Raw genomic sequence first — 23,292 nt, forward strand, 5'->3', positions numbered from 1 at the left:
CTTAGTGATTCCTATCTGGTAGGTCTGCTTGACAACGGCAACGGCGTATATGCAAGATTCTATTCTATCGTAAATGACGGTACAAATGACTATGTTGTATATGCAACTGATGAGGCTGTAATTTATAATTATGCCGAATTGTCTGCATCATTGAGCTAACAATTTATTTGGTAATAATCGAGTGCAATTTCACACGATTCATTACATAGATCGATCTATTATATGAATGGAGGTGTTTTCCTAATGTCAAAGTATGTAGAGGCTGAGCTTGAGATCATCGCATTTGATGCTGAGGACGTTATTACTACTTCTTGTACTGGCGATTCTGAACCAGAGTAATCTTGATTATTCAGGTTTTGGTTCATTGAACTAATGGTGGAGGCTGTGCGGCTATAAACGCTGTACAGCCTTTTGCCAGTATAACTCTAAAGGTGATGGAATGATAATATTAAAAAAAGGCGATGAAAGAGTTGCAAAGATCATAAATAAAAAAAACATCAACACTAACGCAGCGTATCGTATCTCACTGTTTACATATCCATATTCCGAAAACGGCAGATATCTTATAAAGAATACGCTGACACATGAAGTTGCCGAGCTGACCGAAGCTGAATGGACAGCTTTTCAGCAGTTAAAAAATGCACCGGCAGACTATGACTATATTGCCGATAACGGACTGCAGCAGCTTGTATTATCAAGATATATCGTTGAAATGGAACATGATGATATCAAGCAGTACAAGAATGTTGTTTATATTCTTAAAACCATGGCAAAGACAAATCATGGCTACAGTTCATATATCATCTGGCCGACAACGAGCTGCAATGCAAGGTGCATTTACTGTTTTGAGGAGGGCTTTAAAAGCAGAACTATGACCACTCAAACAGCTGACAGAGTGATAGAATTCATAAAAGAGACTAAGCAGGGCGGCAAAATAAAGATAAAATGGTTTGGCGGTGAGCCGCTGTTAGGTCACAAAATGATCTCATATATGTGTAGGAAACTAAAAGAGAGTGATATTGAATTTGAATCAACGATGATAACAAATTGTAGCCTTGTCACAGAGAAACTTGCAAAAGAGATAAGCGAACTCTGGAATATGAAGAGGATACAAGTCTCATTAGACGGCGACAAAGCTGATTATGAAAAAAGAAAATGCTATTGCGACACTAAAAAGTATAACTATGACACAGCGATAAGCGGCATACGTTTCCTTGCGTCAGAGGGAATAAAGGTAAATCTGAGGTGTAATGTAGACAACAATAATATTGACGGACTTGCAAAGTTTGCAGATCAAATGAAAGCCGATCTGGGAGATATACAGAATATTGATATGTATCTTTCGCCATTGTATGGCGTTGACGAGTGCAGACCTTCTGAGGAGCTATTCAAAAAAATGGCAGTCCTTACTGACTATTTTGCTTCAATAGGGGTGATAAAGGGCGGTTTTTTCAATAAAGACAGCAAATTCAAGGTCAATTACTGTATGGCTGATTCTATGGATAAGACCATAGGAATAGGTCCCGACGGAGAGCTTAATAACTGTGATTCCTTATTAGAGCAGAATGTCTGGGGGAATATTTTTGACGGCGTAACCAATCAGACGAAGTTTAATGAGCTTTACAGTTCAGCCGAAATAGATGAAAGATGCAAAAAATGCTGTTTTCTTCCTCAATGTACGCCGTTCTATAGGCAGAGATGTCCGCTGTATATAAGCGAATGCTATGAGTATAAATGTATGCGTACAGAGTACTCGCTGCACACATTGCTGAAAGGAGAACCTGAAACAGAAGATGACAACTAAGAAATATAGAATGGCAAATACAGTCATTGAGGTTACTTCTATATATGATAAAGTCCATGAATACTGTAAGGAATATGAAACAGATGAGCAGGCTGACTTTTTTGTTTCTATCACTTCAGATGATATCGTCTTTGAGCGCGAAAAGACTGCTCGTGAATATGCTTATGAGGGAAAGTCTGCACCTGATCATTCCGAGGGCGTACTGGAGGAAACGGCAGTATACCGCAAGATCGCAGAACAAATGCCAAAATATGATACTTTTGTTTTTCACGGTTCAGTCATAGCCGTAGACGGACATGGCTTTTTATTTACAGCTAAATCAGGCACAGGTAAATCAACGCATACTGCTCTGTGGCGAGAGTATCTCGGCGACAAGGCGATAATGGTGAATGATGACAAGCCTATGCTGAAAGTGACAGACAGCGGAGTTATAGCCTATGGTACGCCGTATAACGGCAAGCACAGGCTTGGCTGTAAGATGTCAGTACCGTTAAAAGCAATATGTATACTTACTCGCGGCGAGAAAAACAGTATCGTTCGCATAAAAAAATCAGAAGCCTATGCAATGCTTTTGCAGCAGGTATACCGTCCGCAGGATCCTCTGCAAATGGCTAAAACTCTCAAGCTTGTGGACAAGCTGGCAGCGAGCGTCGAGCTCTACAAGCTCGCCTGCAACATGGATATTGAAGCGGCAGAAGTCGCATATAATGCAATGAAAGGATAATTATTATGAAACTCAGTAAAGCATTTTTAACACACGATGACGGTGATCAGAAGCTCCTTGTTTCCACAGGAGCAAGCAAGTTTTCGGGACTTGTCCGCAGCAATGAAACAGCAGGATTTATTATATCCTGTCTTGAAAAGGATACTACAGAAGCTGAGATAGTTGCAAAAATGCAGAATAAGTACGATGGTCCAAAAGAGGCTATGGAACGCGATGTAAAGAAAATAATCGCTCAGCTCAGAAAAATCGGAGCTATAGATGGCTAATTCAACTTTCGAGGAACAGCTTGCCAAAAACGGCAAGCTCATATACACGAATAAGGGCGACAGTATGATGCCGCTTATCAAGCAGGACAGGGATCTGCTTATTATCAAGCCTGTTCAAGGAAGACTAAAAAAATATGATGTTCCGCTTTATAAGCGCGACAGCGGACAGTATGTGCTTCACCGTATCCTAAAAGTTCGCAAAAACGATTACGTTATATGCGGCGATAACCGCTGGGTTAAGGAATACGGTATCCGTGACCGGCATATAATCGGCGTTTTGGTAGCGGTTATCCGAAATGGTAAGGAAGTTTCCGTCAATAACTGGAAGTACAAGGTGTATGTTCACTTATGGTGCGACTTGTTTCCCCTAAGAGCGCTGATGGTTCATGTAATAAGTAAAATAAGCAGATATAGAAAAGGAAAATGACATGGAGAAAAAAATGAAATCACTGATCAGAAAAATTAAGGGTAAGTATATAAGTACGTCCAAAAGAGTAACATATTTCTTTGACGGAAGAAAGGACAAAAAAATCTGTGGGTGTTCACTTGTGAAATATGTTCCTTCTTTATATCGTGAGTCAATGGGAGCAACCGGCAGTCAATCAACCTGTTATTGGGCTTTGGATAAGATCTTTGAGGGCGAAGTATTCTCTGAAGATGACGCTTTTATTGATGTTGGCTGCGGAAAAGGTCGTATACTTGCATACATGGTTAGCAAATCATATCCATGTTCTTTGACAGGTATAGAATTAAATGAAGAAGTTGCTGCTTACGCAAAAAAATGGGCGGAAAAGTATCCGCAAATTAATATTATAAACGGCAATGCTTTTGACATTGACTATAATAACTATACTGTTTTATTTTTAGGCAGACCATTTGAAACCGAAATGTTTCATAGTTTTATTGATCAGCTTGAAGAGAAACTGACACACAAGATAAAGTTATTCTATTGGTGTGACACACAAAGCGGTGCATATCTTGAAAATAGAAAAGGCTGGGTGCGAAAACGCCGCGAAATGATATGTAAGAGTCACGGATTGTATATGTATTTCATTCCGCAGGGATTTTCGTTATGGGAATACGCTGTAAATGAAGAATAGTGCAGTAAAGTGGCTATATTTGGTCACAGAAAAGAAAAAATGGAATATCTTCCTACTGATGATAGTGCAGGCACTTCACGGTGGCAGCGGAGTTCTTTATGCACTTCTGCTGAGAAATATCGTCGATAATGCTGTTGACGGTGACAGGAGCGGCTTCAGGCTGAACGTCCTATACATCATTCTCCTAGTACTGGCGCAAATTGCAATGAGGGCTGTAATTCGATGGCTTGAGGAGTTTTCCCGTTCTTCCCTCGAAAACCTTTTCAAGCAGAGACTGTTCAACAATATTCTTACCAAAGATTTCGGAACTGTCAGTTCAGTACATTCAGGCGAGTGGCTGAACCGCCTTACGAATGACACGGTCGTGATCGCACAGAACAGTGTTGAGATACTTCCCGGACTTGCGGGAATGATAGTGAAAATGGTAAGCGCAATTGTAATGATGATAGTTCTTGACTGCCGCTTTGCACTTGTTCTGCTGCCATTGGGAATAGTCATCATTTTCGCCACGTATGGCTTCCGAAATGTGCTGAAAAAGCTTCATAATAATATACAGGAGCGGGACGGAAAGCTCCGTGTATATTTGCAGGAACGCCTCGGAAGTATGATGATGATACGTTCATTTGCTGCGGAAGAACAGACCGAAGCCGAAGCTTTTGATAGAATGTCTGACCATAAGAGTTCGCGCATGAAGCGCGTACGCTTCTCAAATCTGTGTAATATCGGTTTCAATACAGGAATGCAGGGAATGTATGTCGGCGGCATTATATACTGCGGCTACGGCATTTTAACGGGAGCTATCAGCTATGGAACTCTCACAGCTATAACTCAGCTCATATCGCAGATACAGTCGCCCTTTGCCAATATTACAGGCTATCTGCCGAAGTTTTACGCTATGACCGCCAGTGCTGAACGCCTTATGGAGATAGAGGATTTCGAGAACGACAGTGATGTTAAGCCAATGGATATTGATGAAACTCTTGATTATTATCGCAGCAGATTCAAGGCTATGGGACTGGATAACGCAGAGTTTGCCTACTATCCGTCAGGTGACAGTGTTCGTCAACTCAGCAAAGATACGATGCCTGTTGTGCTGAAAGACATCAGCGTTGAAATAGGCAAGGGACAGTATGTGGCTTTTACAGGTCACAGCGGCTGCGGAAAATCAACAGTATTGAAGCTGTTGATGTGCATTTACAAGCTCGACGGCGGCAGACGCTACATAATCGATAAAAGCGGCAATACCGAGAAGCTTTCAGCAAAGTTTCACCGTCTGTTTGCATACGTTCCGCAGGGAAATCAGCTTATGAGCGGTACTATCCGCGATGTGGTCTGCTTTGCCGATAAGAGCGGACTTCACGACGATAAGCGTATAAACGAAGCATTGAAAATAGCCTGTGCTTATGAATTCGTCAATGAACTTGATGACGGCGTTGATACTCTTCTCGGTGAGCGCGGAACAGGTCTCTCAGAGGGCCAGATGCAGCGTATAGCTATTGCAAGAGCTATATACTCGAAGTGCCCTATACTTCTCCTTGACGAAGCAACTTCCGCTCTTGATGAAGCTACTGAGAGAAAAGTCCTTGAAAACCTGAAAAATATGACAGATAAGACTGTAGTAATAGTTACACATCGTCCTGCTGCACTTGATATATGCGACAGGATACTGCAATTTACCGATAACGGAGTGATAGAAAATGGAAAAGCGTGAATTTCGCAAGAATGCAGCGGATATGATATATCTTACCGCCTGTGCTATAAATAACAAAAAGCCAAGACAGGAGCGCATTGACAACCTTGATCTGCCGAAGCTGTTTGAGGTATGCCAGAACCATATCCTTACAGCTTGTGTTGCTTATGCGCTTGAATCAGTTGGCATTAAGGATAACGAGTTCACACAGGCAAAGGAAAAGGCTATCCGTAAGAATATCCTTCTTGACGTTGAGCGTGGGAATATACTCCGCAGACTTGAAGCCGAAAAGATTTGGTATATGCCGCTGAAAGGCGCTATTCTCAAAGACTGGTATCCTAAGCTCGGTATGCGACAGATGTCAGATAATGACATTTTGTTTGATATTAACCATCGAAACGATGTCAGGAATATCATGAAAGAATTTGGATTTGAACTAAAGGCTGAACGAGAAGTAGTTGATGAATACCTTAAAAAACCCATATATAACATTGAAATGCATGGAGAACTATTCATGGAGTATCAGGTCGGTTCTATGGCTGACTACTATCGTGGAATCAAGGAAAGAATTCTGAAAGACGATAATAATGAATTTGGTTATCACTTCAGTAATGAAGAGTTCTATTTGTTTATGCTTGCGCATGAGTACAAACACTTTACACTCGATGGAACAGGTGTAAGATCTCTTGTGGATACATACATATTCCTGCGTAAGTTCAAATGCTCTCTGGACTGGAACTACATAAATACAGAGCTTGATAAACTCGGTATTGCAGAGTATGAGAAGCAAAACCGTGAGCTTGCAATAAAAGTATGCACATTGAAGCAGCTTACGCTTGAAGATAAAAAGCTTCTTGACTACTATGTTATGTCAGGAACCTATGGCAATAAAGAGAATACTTTGAAAAATAGTATTAAATATCGAGGCAAAGGTTCTAAACTTGGATATATGCTGTATCGCCTTTTTCCGCCTATGAGCTTTTTGGAAGTATCTGTACCGTGGGTAAAGAAGAGCAAGCTTCTTATACCACCAGCGTATATCTACAGATTTTATCGTTGTGTGACAAGCAGCAAAAAATCTGTAGAACGTGAGGTAAAGCAGCTCGGAAAGACATAATTTAAATCTGATATTTTTAACCATATAAACCTAAAGGCGCCAAAACAGTTGCATGTTAACAGCTTCAATTGCTGTCTCCCCGTCATGGGGAGGCTCTTCTTATATATAAGCCGGACTCAAGAAGATCAAACATTGGAATCTATCTCATTTGAAAAATAAAAATCGTCGTCGAATTCTTCAAAGCTAAATTCCGCGTCGCTGAAGAGTGACAAGTCTTCAGTGCTATAAAAACCAAAGTCATCTTCATCTCCGGTTTCTCTTGGTATACATAGTTGATACAATGTTTGAAGTATACTGCTCCATCACCGTTATTAGTGACCCTTTTTGTGTTAAAATGTCCATATTTTATTAGCCTCTCTTTCAAGGTAAGTTGCGTCCTTCTCCGAAAAATGCTTCATTCTACGAACAGCCTCATTCGCGTAGTTCTGAAACTCCGCTATCAGATAACTGGCTTGAGGTACTTGAGGAAGTTAGCTGTGGAAAGAAAAGACCTGTGGAGGCGATGCGGGAACTGGGTATCTCTCGGTCACATTATTATCGGTTATACCAAAGGAGCTGATAATGTGGAAATATATTCAGATCAGGATAAAAGGTTTATATCAGTATGGCTAACTAATGAAGAACAAAAACACTGCGACCGAAAGGCTCACACTGCGCAGCTTTTAAAATATGCAGATAATCCTAAATGCAAGGTCGTATATTTCCTTTCTGGAAAAGATGATCTTTATCAATGTACTGAAGGTTCGCTGCTCAGAAATCTTCATCTGAGATAAGAGCCTGAGAATTACTGAAATAGCCAACTGTGATTTGATTTCACAGTTGGCTGTCATTTTACTTTATCTTCTATTCAAGTGTAGAGGTTGGAATTCAATTGTTTTCTATGATCTTACTGATAATATCAGTCGCTTTAAAGATAGCTGTTTTTTCATTAGGATTCAGGTAAACATCATTCAGCTTCAGCTTGGAATACTGCAAATACGTGTCTTCTGCCTCAGAGACCAGAAGCTTAGTATAATAGTGTTCCCAACTGAAATATTCCGAGCTTTCAAGAAAGTCCTCCGTCTGCAATAACAAGCAGCTTTTTTCCTTCATTATCAGTAACGGTGCGTTTAATTTTTGTTATACCGCCTGCACTAACGCAGTCGATAGTATCAGGCACAACTGCTTTGAAGAAATCGTATCCTGAGTTTGAATCTTAAACGATAACCAGTTCAGCAGGGGCATCTGTTTTGTGACCTTCAGCAGTATAAAGCTGATAGAAGGTGTTGTACGTTTTACGCATATCAGCGTATCTTCAAGAAGTATGAATACCGTATATCTCCTCAGCAGAGTAGGGGAGATTAGTAAGTTTTTCCCTTGTTATGATAACATAATAATTATTGGTCGTCTGTATTTTTTTGCAAAGTCATCGGATTTGACGATAGTATTTTCTTCATCGATGAATATGATGCTATCGCTGACGCTGTTCAGAACCGATTCCCAGTTGGAATTGTTAATGGTCAGACATCTTTTAGCACAGGATATCTCGATACCTGAGTCCGCACCAAGTCTGTCGTAAGTATCAATGAGCGATACAAGGGTGGTCTTGCCTGATTCATCGAAAAGCATGAGTATCAGCGTTTTTACTCCGCCGGACAGTTCCTTGACTGAAATTGAGCCGAGAACAGGACTGTCTATTACTCTTGCACCTGCAACGTCTGATTTGTCAATATCCTTTATCATTTTTACACTGCGAGGATAGGTGATCCACTCGTCCTCATAGGTATTATCAAAATACGTCGGAGGGTGATATATCGAATTATCTGTATCTCCGAAAACTATTTTCAGCATGACTCCACCTCTTCCGAGAGTTTATTATGTTACTATCATAAACGATTATGGCAATATTTTCAAGAGGCTGAGTAATTTTTCTTTGCTGTATGTACCCTTTTACAAATCTCGTCCATAGCTTTGCAGAATTCCATATCTGGTGTCAATGATTTCAGCAAGGGGTCGCCCTCTCTGATACGCATGGTTCGCCGTATTTCCTTAGGGATAACGACTCTTCCGAGATCATCTATACGTCTTACGATACCTGTTGCTTTCATAATAAAACCTCCGAAAAAATAAAGTTTGTGGGAATAGTTTGTGCATAGTTTGAAAGATTATTCATTTATGGAACTAAGCTGAAAATTAAGTTTAGAGTAAAAATCAGATAATGTTCAAAGCCTCCTGTGTTGAAGCAATGCTATCAGGAGGCTTTTTTTAATAACGGTGTAAAAAAATGATAATGTGAACAATGCATTTTAGGGATTTAACAATTTTTGAGCAATTGCAGAAATTAAATTTTAAAGCTCCGGACATATACCATTAGTAAAATATTATTCTGAAATAATTTGGCAAAGCCGAGAGATAGGGGAGTATATGCTCATATGTCTTTTTTTATCGGCAGATATACAGAAATCAAATACGATCTTGTTTTGTCCGAATTGTAATTTTTTTAGTGCTATTTTAACAGTGATAGCTATGGAATTTTTGTGAAAAATGCCAAAAAAAGCGGCTGTAACCTAATATGCCATTTTTTGCACTTGCATTTTTTTTTGTCTGACGGTATAATTATAAAGTGTACTGCTATGACATTATAAATCAAAAATGTTAATAAATTAATTCTTGACAGTCGGAATGCTTGGATAATAGTTGATATTGCTGCATTTCTTCAGGTGATAACAAGGCGGCGATTTTAATAACTTTCTGTCATTTAAGTCTGTCGGTATATGTTTTATTTCGCGGCAGTATATTGGGTCGGTATTTGCTGGATAATTAGCAAAAATATAACGATTTGAGGAATACAGATGTTTGTAAAAAAGAATATCATAAAACCGTTTGAAAACAAAATATGGCTTTCATCACCAACAATGCACGGTGATGAACAGAAATGGGTAAACGATGCATTTGAAAAGAACTGGATAACTACAGCCGGTGAAAATGTCAATGAGGTTGAGAGGCTTGTTGCTGAGTATACAGGTGTAAAATATGCTGTGGCACTCTCATGCGGAACAGCTTCTCTCCACCTTGCTACAAAGCTTGCAGGAGAAAAGCTCTATGGACAGCCTAAGCCAAACTGCGGAACACTTCAGGGACACAAGGTGTTTTGCTCTGATATGACTTTTGATGCTACCGTAAATCCTGTTGCATATGAAGACGGAGAGGCTGTTTTCATTGATACAGAGCCTCAAACATGGAATATGTGTCCGAAGGCACTTGAAAAAGCTTTCGAGATATACCCTGATGTAAAGCTTGTGGTAGTTGCTCATCTTTACGGTATTCCCGGAAAGATCGACGAGATAAGAAAGATCTGCGATAAGCATGGTGCTCTTATAGTTGAAGATGCTGCGGAGTCATTCGGTGCTAAATATAAAGGCAGGGAAACAGGCAGCTTTGGTGATTACTGTGCTATCAGCTTCAACGGAAATAAGATAATTACAGGCTCATCAGGCGGTATGTTCCTTACTAACAGCAAGGACGATGCTGACAAGATACGTAAATGGTCGACACAGAGCCGTGAAGATGCTCCGTGGTATCAGCATGAGGAGATCGGCTATAACTACCGTATGTCCAACATCATAGCAGGTGTTGTGCGCGGTCAGATAAAATATATTGATGAGCATATTGCTCAGAAGAAAGCAATATATGAGCGTTACAGAGAAGGCTTTAAGGGACTTCCTGTTACTATGAATCCTTTTGATGAAAAAAACAGTGAGCCTAATTACTGGCTCAGCTGTCTTCTCATAAACAAAGAAGCAATGTGCAGGCAGGTTCGCAGTGAGAACGAGCCGATGTATATTCCCGAGCATGGAAAGTCTTGTCCTACGGAGATACTTGATACACTTTTAAAGTACAACGCAGAAGGCCGTCCGATATGGAAGCCTATGCATATGCAGCCTATATATCGCATGAACGGTTTTGTTACCGCAAATGGCAATGGCAGAGGACAGTCTAATGCTTATATTGACCGCGGTGAGGCTGTTGATATAGGAGCAGATATCTTTGAGAGAGGCTTATGTCTCCCGAGTGATAACAAGATGACTGCTGAACAGCAGGATATAATAATCGAACTTATCAGGAGTTGTTTTGAATAATGTATGCAAAGTATTTTAAGCGTATGTTTGACTTTATACTTTCGCTTGGTGCGATAATAGTTCTTTTTCCGGTCCTTTTTCTGCTCACTGTTGTGGGAGCAGTTGCAATGGGCGGTAATCCTTTCTTTACACAGGAACGTCCCGGTAAGAACGAGAAGATCTTCAAGCTTGTAAAGTTCCGTACAATGAATAACAAGAGGGATAAGCACGGAAAGCTTCTTCCCGATGAAAAGAGACTTACTTCTTATGGTAAGTGGCTCAGAAGTACAAGTCTTGACGAGATACCTGAATTATTCAATATCCTTAACGGCGATATGTCGATTATCGGACCTCGACCATTACTTGTGAAGTATCTTCCTTACTATTCAAAGGCACAGCATCATCGCCATGATGTTCGTCCTGGCTTAACCGGCTATGCTCAGGCACATGGAAGAAATGCATCTACTTGGGATGAACGCTTTGAATATGATCTTAAATATGTTAAGCACATTACTTTTATAGGTGATGTAAAGATCATAATAGATACTGTTAAGGCAGTTCTCAAAAAAGAGGGTATTTCTGCTGAAGGGCAGGCAACAATGGGCGACTTCATTGATTATGTAAATGAGAAAAGAGCAACTGTAAGCGAGGTGTAACTTTTGCAGACTGAAAATTCACTTATAAGCGTTATAGTTCCAATATATAAAATAGATAAATACATAGGAATATGTATTGAAAGTCTTATAAATCAGACATACGATAATCTGGAAATTATACTGGTTGATGACGGTTCTCCTGACAGATGCCCTGAAATATGCGACTTGTATGCTAAGAAGGATAAACGTATCAAAGTTATCCACAAAGAGAATGGCGGACTTGTTTCAGCGCGTAAGGCTGGATTACTTGTTTCCAATGGTGAATATATCGGCTATGTAGACGGTGACGACTGGGTAGGAGCAGGCTTTTATGAAGCATTGTATACTGCTATTGTTACAAGTAATGCTGATATTGTTTGTGCCGGACAGAGCCGTGATCTTTTTGACAGAAGTGTACATTTTACAAACAGCTTGCCTTCAGGGATATATGAAGGTACTAAGCTTGAAGATCTGTACAGGAATATGATTTCTAACGGTGAGTTTTATCGTCCCGGAGTAACCACATATGTGTGGAACAAGCTTTTCAAAAGAGAAGTTTTAATGGAAGCTCAGCTCAATGTTGATGACAGAATCTCAATCGGAGAGGATGGAGCGGTGACTTATCCTGCATTATTAGCTTCAAGAAAAGTGTGCATTACTGATAATTGCGCATATCATTATCGTCAGCGAGAGGACTCGATGCTTAAAAAAAGTGAATCATTTGCAAATGAGGCAAAAAAGCTGAGATACTTGTATGATTATCTTATGGATTTTGCAAAAAAGCATGATAATAAGTATGATCTTATCAAGCAGATAACAGATTATGTTCTTAGTATATGCATAATCCGTTCAGGCGGAATTCTTGATGCAACAGTAACAGAAACTGAGTTTACCCCGTATGGTTCTAAGATCGACGGAAAGAAGATTGTGATATATAGTGCTGGAACTTTTGGCCAGCAGCTTATGAATCGTTTCCTTGAGAACTCAAGATGTGATGTTGTTGGTTGGGTTGATGACGACTATTGGGAGTACAGGCGCTGCTGTATGGACGTTGATCCGGTTGAAAGTATCACAAAGCTTGATTATGATTATGTTCTTGTCGCAACGGTGGATAGGATACTTGCCAAGAATATTAGTAACAGACTGCTTGACTATGGAATGAGTAAAGATAAGATACTTATAGTAAGCTGTGAAGAATCTATCAGAGAAGAATTGCTTGAACGCTATTTGAATTGTAAGTAAGGTAAGGATATGAATGATACAGCAATAAGAATTCTTTCCGCCAAAAACGGAGAGACCAGCTTGTTTTTTATCGGACAAGCTGGATTTATAATAAAAAGTAAAAACGGACAGCTTTTAGGCTTTGATCTATGTCTTTCAGAGTGCGTTGAACGTGTCGAAGGGCATATGGGCTTCAAAAGACTTATACCTAAGATCCTTGAGCCCTTTGAATTAGGATTTGATTGCCTTGTAGCTACACATCCGCACTTTGATCATTTTGATATGGACGCTATACCGCAGATGATGAGTAATCATCATACAAAACTTTTTGCTTCAATAAACTGTAAAGCAGAAGTTGAGCGTTTATTGATGACGGGAGAGAATACATCTTATATCAAACCCGGAGATAGCATAGACTGCGGCGATTTCCATATTGATTTTGTTGAGTGTGATCATGGAGAAGGTGCTCCTGATGCTGTCGGAGCAATTATTACTGTGGACGGCAAAAAAATCTATATGGCAGGCGATACCTGCCTGCGCATGGATAGAGTCAATGATCTGAAGGCTTTCGGGCAGCTCGATGCAGTGATCGGACCTATAAACGGTGCATTCGGAAATATGAATGAAAAGGAATTTGCTGATTTTTCCCATGCGCTTGGCAGTAAACTTACTATACCATGTCATTTTGGTATGTTTGCGACACATGGCGGTGATCCCGGAAAGTTCCTTGAAATAATGAAAAGTGATTATCCTGATGATAAAGTGCTCTTAATGAGCCTTGGTGAAGGAATAATATTATAAGAGTATAAGGAGAAGTTGAAATGGAAAAAGAATTTGAAGGCAAGAAGCTTCTGATCTTAGGCGGCAACCCGGAGACAATTCCACTGGTTGAAATAGCAAATAATTGGGGAATAAAGACAATAGTTGCTTCTGCAAGACATACTGATCCTGCTAAGGCATATGCATGGAAGTCTTACGATTTTGAAGGACTTGATGCGGATGCTGTTATTAAAATAGCTACTGATGAAAAAGTCGACGGCGTTCTTGTAGGAGTAGCTGACATTCTTGTACCTATGTACTGCAAAGTTTGCGAAGCACTTGATCTTCCTTGCTATGCTACTCAGAAGATCGTTGATGTTTTTGCTTTCAAAGATGAATTCAAAGCAACTTGTGAGCGCTATGGCGTTCATGGTATTCCTGAGTATAAACTTGACGCAGAAATGAAGCGTGAGGATCTTGATAAGATCAAGTATCCTGTTATGGTTAAGCCCGTTGATAACGGCGGCGGTGTCGGAATGACGGTTGCTTTCAACGAGGAGCAGCTCAGAGAAGGCGTTGCCAAGGCTCTCGATGCTTCTTATAAAAAGCGCTTTATCGTTGAGAAGTATATGCAGTGTGAAGATATGGGAATGTACTACACATTCAAGGACGGTGTGTGCAGTGCATCATGTATCTATGACCGTTATACTACAGATGAACAGCCGGGACTCAGCAGAGTCTGCCTCGGCGGTACTTACCCTTCAAAGCACCTTAATGAATACTTTAACCATATGCATGACAATGCACTTCGTATGTTCAGGGAAATTGGCATTGAAAACGGTATTCTTATGCTTTCAGGCTTCTATGAAAATGGTGAGTTCTATGTATATGATACAGGTTTCCGCCTTCAGGGAGAAGCTCCTCATCTCCTTATGAAAGCTATTCATGGATTTGATCAGAGAGAAATGCTTATTCGCTTTGCTTTAACTGGCTCTGAGGGAAGCGTTGATCTTACAAAGGATGATGATACAAGACTGCGCGGCAAGTGGGCTGCAACAAAGTGGTTCTTGCTCAAGCAGGGCAAGATTGCCAAAATCGAAGGACTTGATAATCTCGATAAGGATAGCTGTGTAGTTGCTAATATTCAGAGACTCCATGAAGGTGATACTGTTGTTCCTGACTGGATCGGTAACGAGAAGCAGGTGCTTACAAGACTTTATCTTGTATGTGATTCTAAGCAGGAGCTTGCTGATAAGCTCAATGAATATGAGCAGAAAGTACATGTATTTGATGAAAACGGTAATAATATGCTTCTTAAAGGATTCAATGCAGAGGAAGCACTGGAGTTGAATTAATGGATACACAGCGATTAAAAGATAAGGTTATCGTAATCTCAGGCGGTACTAAAGGTGTTGGACGTGCTTTTGCTGAAGCGGCAGGTATTGAAGGTGCCAAGGTTGTAATTGGCGGACGCGATAAAAATGCAGCTGAAGAAGCAATTAATAAAATTCGTGAATGCGGTTCAGATGGCATATTTGTACAGACGGATCTTAATAGCGTTGATGACTGCAAAAATCTTTTCGATGAAGCATATAAAGCCTTTGGAAAGGTTGACGGTTTCTTCAATTATGCCGGAATTACGCCTGTATCCCCGCTTGATACATGTGACCAGAAAACCTTTGATGATGTAATGAATATCAATTTCCGTTCTGCGTTTTTCTGTTGCCAGCAGGCAATAAAGTATATGCGTATGAATGGCGGTGGATCTATAGTACTTACCGGTTCAGCTCACGCATGGAGCGGCGAAAAGGACAGAGCTGCATATGCATGCAGTAAGGGTGTTCTCAGGACTCTTATGGAGCATATCGCTCATAACTATGCTACAGAGCATATTCGCTGTAATTATCTTACACTGGGCTGGACTCCTACTGAAGGAGAAGTAACACTTAGAAATTCTCAGGGGGAGAGCGAGGCAGAGCTGAGAGCTCGCGCAGGTGCTTATTTGCCTATGGGAAGAATGTGCGAAAAGACGGACTATCTTGAAGGTATTATATATATGCTTTCTGATGCAAGTTCAATGATGACAGGCAGCACGTTTAGAATTACTGCTGGCGAGTATATTAGCTGAAAAATTTTTAGGTGATTAATTATGAATGAAGTACAAAAGTTACAGCTTGATTTGCTGATCAAACTTGATGAAGTATGTCGAAGACATAATTTAAATTATTATCTTGCATACGGATCATGTATTGGAGCAATGAGACATAAAGGTTTTATACCATGGGATCATGATGTTGATGTGTTAATGCCAATTGAAGATGCAATAAAACTCACAAAATACCAAGATGAGTTCGGAAAAGACTATTTTGTGTCGAGTTGGCGTACAGATCCTGAGTATAAATGCACAAATATGAGGCTTGTTGATAAGAGAAACAGATGTATTGTCAGAAAAAATGGCAAGATTATAGAAAATGATCATTTGTGTATGGATATTTATCCATTCTATAATTGCCCTCCTACAAAAATTGGTCTGTTATTAAATATCCTAAGATCTCATCTTTATAAAATGCTTGTCGGTGGCGGACCAAAGAATCATGGAAAGCTTGCAGCTGTTCTTTCCGGGGTAATACTATTTTTGTTTAGTGAAAAGAACAGAGAGCGTGATATTAGAAGGGTAGAAAAAAAATTACGATATAAAGGCAAAAGTTTTGAAATAGCTGATTATTATGGATTAGACATTAAGTTGTTTAGTGCAATTACCTATAAAAAAGAATGGTTTGCAAAGCCGAAGGAACTGACATTTGAAGGACATTCTTTTTATGGGCCAACAAATCCTCATGCGTATTTGACCAAGCGATATGGCGATTACATGAAACCTCCTTCAAAATCAGCAATTAAAGAAGAGGCTGTAGTTGAGTTAATAAAAGAATAGGAGAATAATTATGGCAAACATAGGTCTTTTAATCGCCGGAGGCTCCGGTAACAGAATGCATCAGGACATACCAAAGCAGTTTTTAACTGTACATGAGCGTCCTGTTATCGTGTACACACTGGAGGCTTTCCAGAATCATCCTGAGATAGATGCTATCGCAGTCGTATGTATCGATGGCTGGGATCAGGTTCTCTGGGCATATGCAAAGCAGTTCAATATCACAAAGCTCAAGTATGTGGTTCCGGGCGGTAAGAACGGACAGGATTCTATCCGCAACGGTGTGTATGAGCTTGAAAAGCATTTTGACAAGGATGATATCGTTCTTATTCACGATGCAATACGTCCTATGGTCTCAGCTGAGATAATTTCAGACTGTATTGCCAAGACAAGAAAGTATGGAAACGCTATTACAGTTATTCCGTGTGCAGAAGCTATGATGCAGACTGAAAACGGTGAAGTGTCAACAGGAAGCTATCCGAGAGACAACCTCAAGAGAACACAGACTCCACAGGGCTTTACTATCGGAAAGATATGCGATCTTCACAGAAGAGCTCTTGAAGCAGGCATTACTAATTCAGTTGCTTCATGTACTCTTATGATAGAAATGGGTGAGCAGGTACACTTCTCGGCAGGTTCTGAGAAGAATATCAAGCTTACAACAGTTGAAGATATTGATATCTTCAAGGCACTTCTCAAGGCTAAAAGATCAGACTGGTTAAAGGATTAAGAGATATGAATTTCTATAAAAGTGAAAGTTATAAAAGGGATATTGAAATATCTGTAAAGGCAACTGTTGCAATTGAAAAGCTTTTCAATTCTTCAGTGCTCATTGCAGGCGGTTCCGGACTTATAGGTTCATATATGGCAGATATGCTTCTTTATGCAAATAAGCATATGAATGCAAATATTACAGTTTATGCAATGGATCTTAGTCTTGAGAGACTTGCTTCAAGATATGACGGAGCTGATACAGATAAGCTTCATTTTGTTGAGCATAACGTAAATGAACTGCCGGATTTTGAGTTCGCAGTTGACTATATAATCCATGCAGCAAGTCCTGCTTTTCCTGCTGCATTCAACAGTGATCCTGTAGGAACTGTTATGAGTAATATTCTTGGTACAAAGTATCTTCTTGACTATGGCAAGGAACACGGTACAAAGCGTATGCTTTACATCTCATCAGGTGAGGTCTATGGTCAGGGCGATCTTAGCCTTGAATCCTTTGAGGAGACCTATGCAGGCTATGTTGATCCTACATCTGCACGTTCATGTTACCCTAACGGCAAGAGAACTGCGGAAACTCTTTGTGTATCGTATACCAAACAGTACGGCATAGATACTGTTATAGTACGTCCAAGTCATACCTACGGACCAACTGTTACAAAGGCTGATAACCGTGCAAATGCTCAGTTTGTAAACAAGGGACTTGCAGGGGAGGATATAGTTCTTAACAGTGCAGGAAATCAGATGCGTTCATATACGTATCTTGCTGATTCCGCATCAGCTATCATTTCTGTTCTTACAAGCGGAGAAAGCGGAAATGCTTATAACATCGCCAATTCTGCTTCAAGAACAACAATTGCTGGGTTTGCAAAGGAAGTTGCAGCGCAGACAGGAACAAAGGTTATCTTTGCTGATCCTGATGAAGTTGCAAAGGCTGAAATGACTCCTATCGCAAAGCAGGTGCTCAGCAGTAAAAAGCTGGAAGCACTTGGCTGGAAGGGACAGTTCACAGTTGAAGAAGGTATTCGGCATACACTGAATATAATGCGTGAGTTGTAATTAAACAGAGGGATATTATGTTAGAGAAATTAAAAGAAGAAGTTTGTGCAGCAAATCTGGAGCTTGTTGCCAGAGGCGTTGTAATATATACATGGGGAAATGTCAGCGGTATAGACCGCGAAAAGGGACTTGTCGTTATCAAGCCTTCGGGAGTTGATTATGATGGTATGAGTCCCGAGGATATGGTCGTTGTTGACTTGATTACAGGTGCAACTGTTGAAGGAAAATGGAAGCCTTCTTCTGATACAAAAACACATCTGGAGCTGTATCGACAGTTTACTGATATCGGCGGAATAACACACACACATTCTGTAAATGCTGTTGCTTATGCACAGGCAGGTGTGGATATCCCTGCTCTCGGAACGACCCATGCTGATTATTTTTACGGACCTATCCCGTGTACAAGAGAGCTTACAAAAGCTGAAGTTGAAGAGGACTATGAGCTCAATACAGGCAAGGTTATAGTCGAGACAATAAAACAGCGCGGAATAAAGCCGCTTGCTGTTCCGGGAATAGTCGTAAAGAATCATGGCCCTTTTTCATGGGGCAAAGATGCTGCGGCTTCTGTATACCATGCAGTAGTCATGGATAAGGTCGCAGAAATGGATCTAAAAACACTCCTTATCAATCCGTCTGCATCTATGCAGCAGTACATTCTTGATAAGCACTATATGAGAAAGCATGGCCCGAATGCTTATTACGGGCAGAAATAAGTACTTCAGAGAGGAATAAAAGAGATGCTTAAGCCCAAAATAGCTGTTTTAATGAGTTCATATAACGGGGAAAAGTATATCAGAGAGCAGATAGAAAGTATATTGGCTCAGAAGGACGTCGATATAACACTTTATGTTCGAGATGACGGTTCCACAGATGATACAGTAGGTATCATACGAAGCTATTTGAAGAATGGAAATGTTAAACTTTTAGTTGATGGAAAAAATCTTCGTCCGGGACTAAGTTTCCTTACCCTTTTGAAAAAAGTTGTAAAATCAGAAACTGAATATGATTATTTTGCATTTGCCGATCAGGATGATATCTGGCTCGATGAAAAATTAATTTCAGCAGTTGAGATGATTAAGGAGTCAGAAAAGCCTGCATTGTATTGTTCTAATCAGTTTTTATATAAAAACGGACAAAATGAAGGTCTGAGGTTTACAGATGAACCTGATCTCAGTTTACTTGGACACGTTAGCAATAATGATATATATGGATGTACGATGGTTTTTGATTATTCGATCGGAAAAAAAGTTGTCGAGTCACCAATTCCATCAAAAAGTTATTTGGATTCCAGATGTCATGATTCATGGGTCTTTATTGTTTCATTGATATTCGGAAATGTATTTTATGATAGCCGCTCCTATATTCTGTATCGTATCCATGAAAGTAATACCGTCGGAATAAAAGAGAGAACGCTGTCTCAGCGTGTCAAACGATTTTTTAAGGGTGATATAAGGAATATCCGTCAGGAATGTGCAAAGCTGATTCTTGATGTATTTCCTACAGTTGATTTCCCTGACAGATGCTATGTTGAGAAAATTGCATATTACAAAAAGAGCTTTCGCAATAGGATCAGTCTGATGTTAAATACAAATAAATGCAAGGGTCGAAGAGAAAGAAAATTTGATTATATCTTAAAAGTGATCATGGGATTAGTGTGAGCGATATAATGCAATCAAAAGAATGAAAGGATAAAAAGGTATAATGAAAATAAAAAGTGATATTGTTATATCTTATGGAAAAATACGAAATATTACAAAAACAGTACTAATATCATTATTCCTTTTTTTCTGTATATTTCAGCCCCCATTACCCATTTCAACTTCGTATATTCTGATTGCGATGATGATGGGGTATGTTTCTCTTAGAATACTAAAAGATGGAGAGCTCAGGATAAAAAAAAGCCTATTATATGCTTTAGGTGGATTTATCCCTTTTTTGATCTACTTTATTATGATCATGATACCAAGAATAATAACGGGCGCTGACAAAAGAGGGCTTTATTTATCAAGCTTTTTCAACACAACAACGGCGATCGTTTTTGTTGGAGTTTCAACTGCATTTTTAATTGTATTATCTGAGAATAATAAGATTGACAGCAGAAATTTAATGAAGTTTTTTATAATGGTCGGAATGATACAATTAGTATTTGTTGTATTCAGTTATCTGATTCCAAGTGTTCAGACTGTTTTAAATAACTTTGTAATTAATTATTCCAAGAATGATATCACAGCACAAAATGTTCGGAAAACGAGTTTCAGAGTTTATGGCTTTTCTGGATATTTCTTTGATTATATGGGATTGATCTCTTCAATTATAATATCTATAGCTTTTTTGAAAGGTATAGCAGAAAACAAAGTCAAATATGTTTCTATGGCAGTTATGATGCTTATTATTCCATTGTTAAATGCCAGAACAGGTATTATACTGTCAGCTTTTGGAATGATCACTGTCATCTTTTTCTATTTTCCAAAGTTGAGTTCTAAAAAAGTAACAAAATGGTGTGCATTGGCGTTGGTTTTTGCTTTAATGCTCGTTTTGTTTTTCCTTTCTTTGCCAACCGGAATGCAGGAATGGATATTGGATGGTTTTACTTCGACAAGTAATATTGGCGAAGATAATAAAGATGCAGGTGTTTACGGTCAGATACTTGGAAATGATTTTGTTTTTCCCGATGGTTTGGGATTGTTATTCGGAGTAGGTGGAAGACCGGAATCATTTGGCTTTTTTGATAAGACAAATAACTATATTGATTCTGGATATGTCCAGTGTATTTGGCGTTTTGGACTGATTGGAACGATTCTGCTTATAGCAGGTATCGCTTCTGTATATATTCAAATGTATAGATCTAAAAATCCGATGATCAAAAACATGGGTTTGGTTTTTGCTATTATTGTTATGCTGTATCTGTTTAAAGGCTATATAGTTACAGTTAACGGTGCAAATTTTATTCTGATCAGTTTTCCTGCTATGATTATTTATGAAAAATCTGAAAGGAGATCGTTTTATGACAAATTTGCCATCTGTAACTATCATAACGGCAACATACAAAAAATTTGAAAATGTTTATAAAACTATTCAATCAGTTCTTGATCAGGATTATATGAATATTGAATATATAATTACAGATGATGGATCTGAGATTTTTCCTGAGAATGATATAAGATCATATATAGAGAAAAACAAAAAAAATGAAAACATCAGCATAACAATTATGCATCATGAAAACTGGGGGTCTGTGAAAAATTTAAAAAATGCAGTACAGAATTCAACAGGCAAATATGTTTTCATGCTTTCGTGCGGAGATTATTTTTATAATGATCATATTGTTACTGATATTGTTGATATTTTCATTAAAACTAAATCCGATCTGATCGTTACATCAAGGTTAATGTATGATTTAGACGGTAATAAACGCTGTCTTCAGCCACATTACTTTGAAAGAAGTTTATTGAAAAGAAAAAATACAGCTTCCAAGCAGTATAGATTTTATTTATCAGGAAGAATATGGGATATGGCTTCGGGAAGTGTAATGTATTATACAAGATCAATACTGGAAAAGTATGGTATATTCGATGAGGGGTACAGATTACTGGAGGACGCTCCTTTTTTAGAGAAGTATTTATGGGAAAATAAGATCTATATGGCTTATGATCTGATCTCCATATATTATGAGGATGGCGGCGTATCTTCAGCAAGCGGTAATAATGTTAATTCTATCTTTTCAAATGATTTTAATAATTTTAAATATAAGCAGAGGTTTGACCATTATAAGCAGCTGGATAACAGAACAAAGAGAATATTACGGTATTCTAAAGAACTTCATTTTGAAAAAAAAGGAATAAAAAAATACCTGTTATATATAAGATACATAGATGTAGTTATTCCGAATATGCTGTTTAAGGCGTTTCGTAATATAAGCTATAAATTGGATAGCTGGATTATTAAATCGAAAAAAATATGAAAAGCTGATGAATAACAGATCAGTGAATTTGAGATGTTATGGATAAGTATGTCAAATAAGTTGTGACGAAAAATAAGATAGTTATAAAAAGGAGAATAAAAAATGAATGTACCATTTGTAAGTTTTAAGCCAATGGAGAAGGAGCTTGATACTGATATCAGAGCTGCATTTGAGCGTGTATATACGGCAAGCTGGTATATAGAAGGCAAGGAAGATGAAGCCTTTGAGAAAGAGTTTGCAGCTTACTGTGGTACAAAGTATTGTGTGGGCTGCGGCAACGGCTTAGATGCATTAATGCTTGCTCTGAAGGCACTTGGTGTAGGAGCAGGTGATGAAGTTATTGTGCCTTCCAATACATACATTGCAACAGCATTGGCAGTAACATATGTTGGTGCAACTCCTGTATTTGTAGAGCCTGATATCAGGACATATAATATTGACCCTGAAAAAATAGAAGAAAAGATCACAAAGAAAACAAAAGCGATCATGCCCGTACATCTTTACGGTCAGCCATGTGATATGGAGCCTATCATGGCAATTGCCAAGAAGTATGATCTGTATATTGTTGAGGACTGTGCACAGGCACATGGTGCAACATATAATGGAAAGGTAATAGGAAGCTTCGGCGATGCAGCAGGATTCAGTTTTTATCCCGGAAAAAATCTTGGAGCTCTCGGTGATGCAGGAGCAACAGTTACAAATAATAAAGAAATTGCTGATAAGGTAAGAGCACTGGGCAATTATGGTTCAGACTATAAGTATCACCACATCTATCAAGGTAATAATAGCAGACTTGATGAGATGCAGGCAGCATTTCTTGCAGCAAAGCTTCCACATCTCAGCAGAATGAATGAGGAGAGAAGAAGAGTTGCAAGATGCTATCTTGAAGGTATAAAAAATCCTGAGATAATTCTTCCTTTTGTTCCTGATTATGCTGTACCTGTATGGCACATTTTTGCAGTAAGAACCAAGAGAAGAGACGAGCTGGCTTCATTCCTTGCTGACAAGGGTATATCAACAAACAAGCATTATCCTATCCCTATGCATATGCAGGAATGCTATAAGGAATTGAATATTCCGCAGGGCGCACTTCCGATCGCTGAAGAGATCAGTGCGACTGAGCTCAGTTTACCTATGTTCTATGGTATGACAGACGAGCAGATACAGTATGTTATAGATTCTGTAAACGAGTTTTAAGGAGTTA

24 protein-coding genes and 1 pseudogene are annotated in these 23,292 nt (G+C 39.1%); 22 read left to right on the top strand and 3 right to left on the bottom strand.

From position 1 onward, the window contains the following. The first annotated feature begins 439 nt into the window (after positions 1-439). From L870_RS0112030 to L870_RS0112070, 8 genes are all read left to right on the top strand, one after another. Positions 440-1,804 carry a radical SAM protein gene (locus tag L870_RS0112030; RefSeq protein WP_028518351.1) on the top strand — a complete coding sequence of 455 codons (1,365 nt, stop codon included), beginning with the start codon at positions 440-442 and terminating at the stop codon, positions 1,802-1,804. After that, on the top strand, positions 1,794-2,528 hold the full coding sequence (locus L870_RS0112035) for a hypothetical protein (protein ID WP_028518352.1): 735 nt from the start codon (positions 1,794-1,796) through the stop codon (positions 2,526-2,528). The genes L870_RS0112030 and L870_RS0112035 overlap by 11 nt, the downstream gene beginning before the upstream one ends. A gap of 5 nt (positions 2,529-2,533) precedes the next feature. Beyond that, positions 2,534-2,794, top strand: coding sequence for a PqqD family protein (locus tag L870_RS0112040; RefSeq protein WP_028518353.1), 261 nt, complete (start codon positions 2,534-2,536; stop codon positions 2,792-2,794). Continuing rightward, positions 2,787-3,221 (top strand): S24/S26 family peptidase, encoded by a 435-nt coding sequence (locus L870_RS0112045; RefSeq protein ID WP_028518354.1) that lies wholly within the window; start codon positions 2,787-2,789, stop codon positions 3,219-3,221. The genes L870_RS0112040 and L870_RS0112045 overlap by 8 nt, the downstream gene beginning before the upstream one ends. A 13-nt stretch (positions 3,222-3,234) precedes the next feature. Continuing rightward, on the top strand, positions 3,235-3,894 hold the full coding sequence (locus L870_RS18655) for a class I SAM-dependent methyltransferase (RefSeq protein WP_162148450.1): 660 nt from the start codon (positions 3,235-3,237) through the stop codon (positions 3,892-3,894). Then, complete coding sequence (locus L870_RS18660; protein WP_028518355.1) at positions 3,884-5,605, top strand: ABC transporter ATP-binding protein; 1,722 nt, start codon at positions 3,884-3,886, stop codon at positions 5,603-5,605. The genes L870_RS18655 and L870_RS18660 overlap by 11 nt, the downstream gene beginning before the upstream one ends. Continuing rightward, positions 5,592-6,701, top strand: a complete 1,110-nt coding sequence (locus tag L870_RS0112065) for a nucleotidyltransferase domain-containing protein (RefSeq protein ID WP_028518356.1) — start codon at positions 5,592-5,594, stop codon at positions 6,699-6,701. Before L870_RS18660 ends, L870_RS0112065 begins: the two co-directional genes overlap by 14 nt. A gap of 476 nt (positions 6,702-7,177) precedes the next feature. Further along, positions 7,178-7,474: a hypothetical protein gene (locus L870_RS0112070; protein ID WP_028518357.1), complete on the top strand. Its 297-nt coding sequence runs from the start codon at positions 7,178-7,180 to the stop codon at positions 7,472-7,474. 94 nt (positions 7,475-7,568) lie between these two features. Here L870_RS0112070 and L870_RS0112075 read toward each other — a convergent pair whose 3' ends face one another. From L870_RS0112075 to L870_RS19905, 3 genes and pseudogenes are all read right to left on the bottom strand, one after another. Then, positions 7,569-7,775 (bottom strand): hypothetical protein, encoded by a 207-nt coding sequence (locus tag L870_RS0112075; protein ID WP_155250198.1) that lies wholly within the window; start codon positions 7,773-7,775, stop codon positions 7,569-7,571. A 285-nt stretch (positions 7,776-8,060) separates the two neighbouring features. After that, positions 8,061-8,531 (bottom strand): DUF4869 domain-containing protein, encoded by a 471-nt coding sequence (locus L870_RS19065; RefSeq protein WP_080676446.1) that lies wholly within the window; start codon positions 8,529-8,531, stop codon positions 8,061-8,063. A 155-nt stretch (positions 8,532-8,686) separates the two neighbouring features. Next, positions 8,687-8,788, bottom strand: a pseudogene (locus L870_RS19905) (AbrB/MazE/SpoVT family DNA-binding domain-containing protein); the annotation flags it as partial. 744 nt (positions 8,789-9,532) lie between these two features. Between L870_RS19905 and L870_RS0112090 the strand changes: the two are divergent. The 14 genes from L870_RS0112090 to L870_RS0112155 all read left to right on the top strand — a co-directional run bounded on the left by L870_RS0112090 (position 9,533) and on the right by L870_RS0112155 (position 23,285). After that, entirely contained in the window at positions 9,533-10,819 is a 1,287-nt protein-coding gene (locus L870_RS0112090) for a DegT/DnrJ/EryC1/StrS family aminotransferase (protein ID WP_037272077.1), read from the top strand. Beyond that, positions 10,819-11,454, top strand: coding sequence for a sugar transferase (locus L870_RS0112095; protein WP_028518361.1), 636 nt, complete (start codon positions 10,819-10,821; stop codon positions 11,452-11,454). The genes L870_RS0112090 and L870_RS0112095 overlap by 1 nt, the downstream gene beginning before the upstream one ends. Before the next feature lie 3 nt (positions 11,455-11,457). Continuing rightward, positions 11,458-12,675, top strand: coding sequence for a glycosyltransferase family 2 protein (locus L870_RS17580; RefSeq protein WP_051411544.1), 1,218 nt, complete (start codon positions 11,458-11,460; stop codon positions 12,673-12,675). 9 nt (positions 12,676-12,684) lie between these two features. Further along, positions 12,685-13,455, top strand: a complete 771-nt coding sequence (locus tag L870_RS0112105) for an MBL fold metallo-hydrolase (protein WP_028518362.1) — start codon at positions 12,685-12,687, stop codon at positions 13,453-13,455. Positions 13,456-13,475: 20 nt separating this feature from the next. Continuing rightward, the gene (locus tag L870_RS17585) at positions 13,476-14,768 is read left to right on the top strand and encodes an ATP-grasp domain-containing protein (RefSeq protein WP_037272080.1); all 1,293 of its coding nucleotides are present in this window, start codon (positions 13,476-13,478) and stop codon (positions 14,766-14,768) included. Then, on the top strand, positions 14,768-15,541 hold the full coding sequence (locus L870_RS0112115) for an SDR family NAD(P)-dependent oxidoreductase (RefSeq protein ID WP_028518363.1): 774 nt from the start codon (positions 14,768-14,770) through the stop codon (positions 15,539-15,541). Before L870_RS17585 ends, L870_RS0112115 begins: the two co-directional genes overlap by 1 nt. 21 nt (positions 15,542-15,562) lie before the next feature. Beyond that, positions 15,563-16,345, top strand: coding sequence for a LicD family protein (locus L870_RS0112120; RefSeq protein WP_028518364.1), 783 nt, complete (start codon positions 15,563-15,565; stop codon positions 16,343-16,345). A 10-nt stretch (positions 16,346-16,355) separates the two neighbouring features. Beyond that, positions 16,356-17,072, top strand: coding sequence for an IspD/TarI family cytidylyltransferase (locus L870_RS0112125; RefSeq protein WP_028518365.1), 717 nt, complete (start codon positions 16,356-16,358; stop codon positions 17,070-17,072). Positions 17,073-17,077: 5 nt separating this feature from the next. Beyond that, positions 17,078-18,127, top strand: coding sequence for an NAD-dependent epimerase/dehydratase family protein (locus L870_RS0112130; protein ID WP_028518366.1), 1,050 nt, complete (start codon positions 17,078-17,080; stop codon positions 18,125-18,127). 17 nt (positions 18,128-18,144) lie between these two features. Continuing rightward, the gene (locus tag L870_RS0112135) at positions 18,145-18,840 is read left to right on the top strand and encodes an L-ribulose-5-phosphate 4-epimerase (RefSeq protein WP_028518367.1); all 696 of its coding nucleotides are present in this window, start codon (positions 18,145-18,147) and stop codon (positions 18,838-18,840) included. A gap of 24 nt (positions 18,841-18,864) precedes the next feature. Beyond that, positions 18,865-19,785: a glycosyltransferase gene (locus L870_RS0112140; protein ID WP_028518368.1), complete on the top strand. Its 921-nt coding sequence runs from the start codon at positions 18,865-18,867 to the stop codon at positions 19,783-19,785. Between the two features lie 43 nt (positions 19,786-19,828). Beyond that, complete coding sequence (locus L870_RS0112145; protein WP_028518369.1) at positions 19,829-21,184, top strand: hypothetical protein; 1,356 nt, start codon at positions 19,829-19,831, stop codon at positions 21,182-21,184. Further along, a complete protein-coding gene (locus tag L870_RS0112150; RefSeq protein ID WP_028518370.1) occupies positions 21,132-22,088 on the top strand; it encodes a glycosyltransferase in 957 nt (318 codons plus the stop codon). Before L870_RS0112145 ends, L870_RS0112150 begins: the two co-directional genes overlap by 53 nt. Before the next feature lie 102 nt (positions 22,089-22,190). Further along, positions 22,191-23,285 carry a DegT/DnrJ/EryC1/StrS family aminotransferase gene (locus L870_RS0112155; protein ID WP_028518371.1) on the top strand — a complete coding sequence of 365 codons (1,095 nt, stop codon included), beginning with the start codon at positions 22,191-22,193 and terminating at the stop codon, positions 23,283-23,285. The last annotated feature ends 7 nt before the right edge of the window (positions 23,286-23,292 follow it).

The sequence above is a fragment of the Ruminococcus flavefaciens ATCC 19208 genome, from assembly GCF_000518765.1.
Taxonomy (GTDB): Bacteria; Bacillota; Clostridia; order Oscillospirales; family Ruminococcaceae; genus Ruminococcus; species Ruminococcus flavefaciens.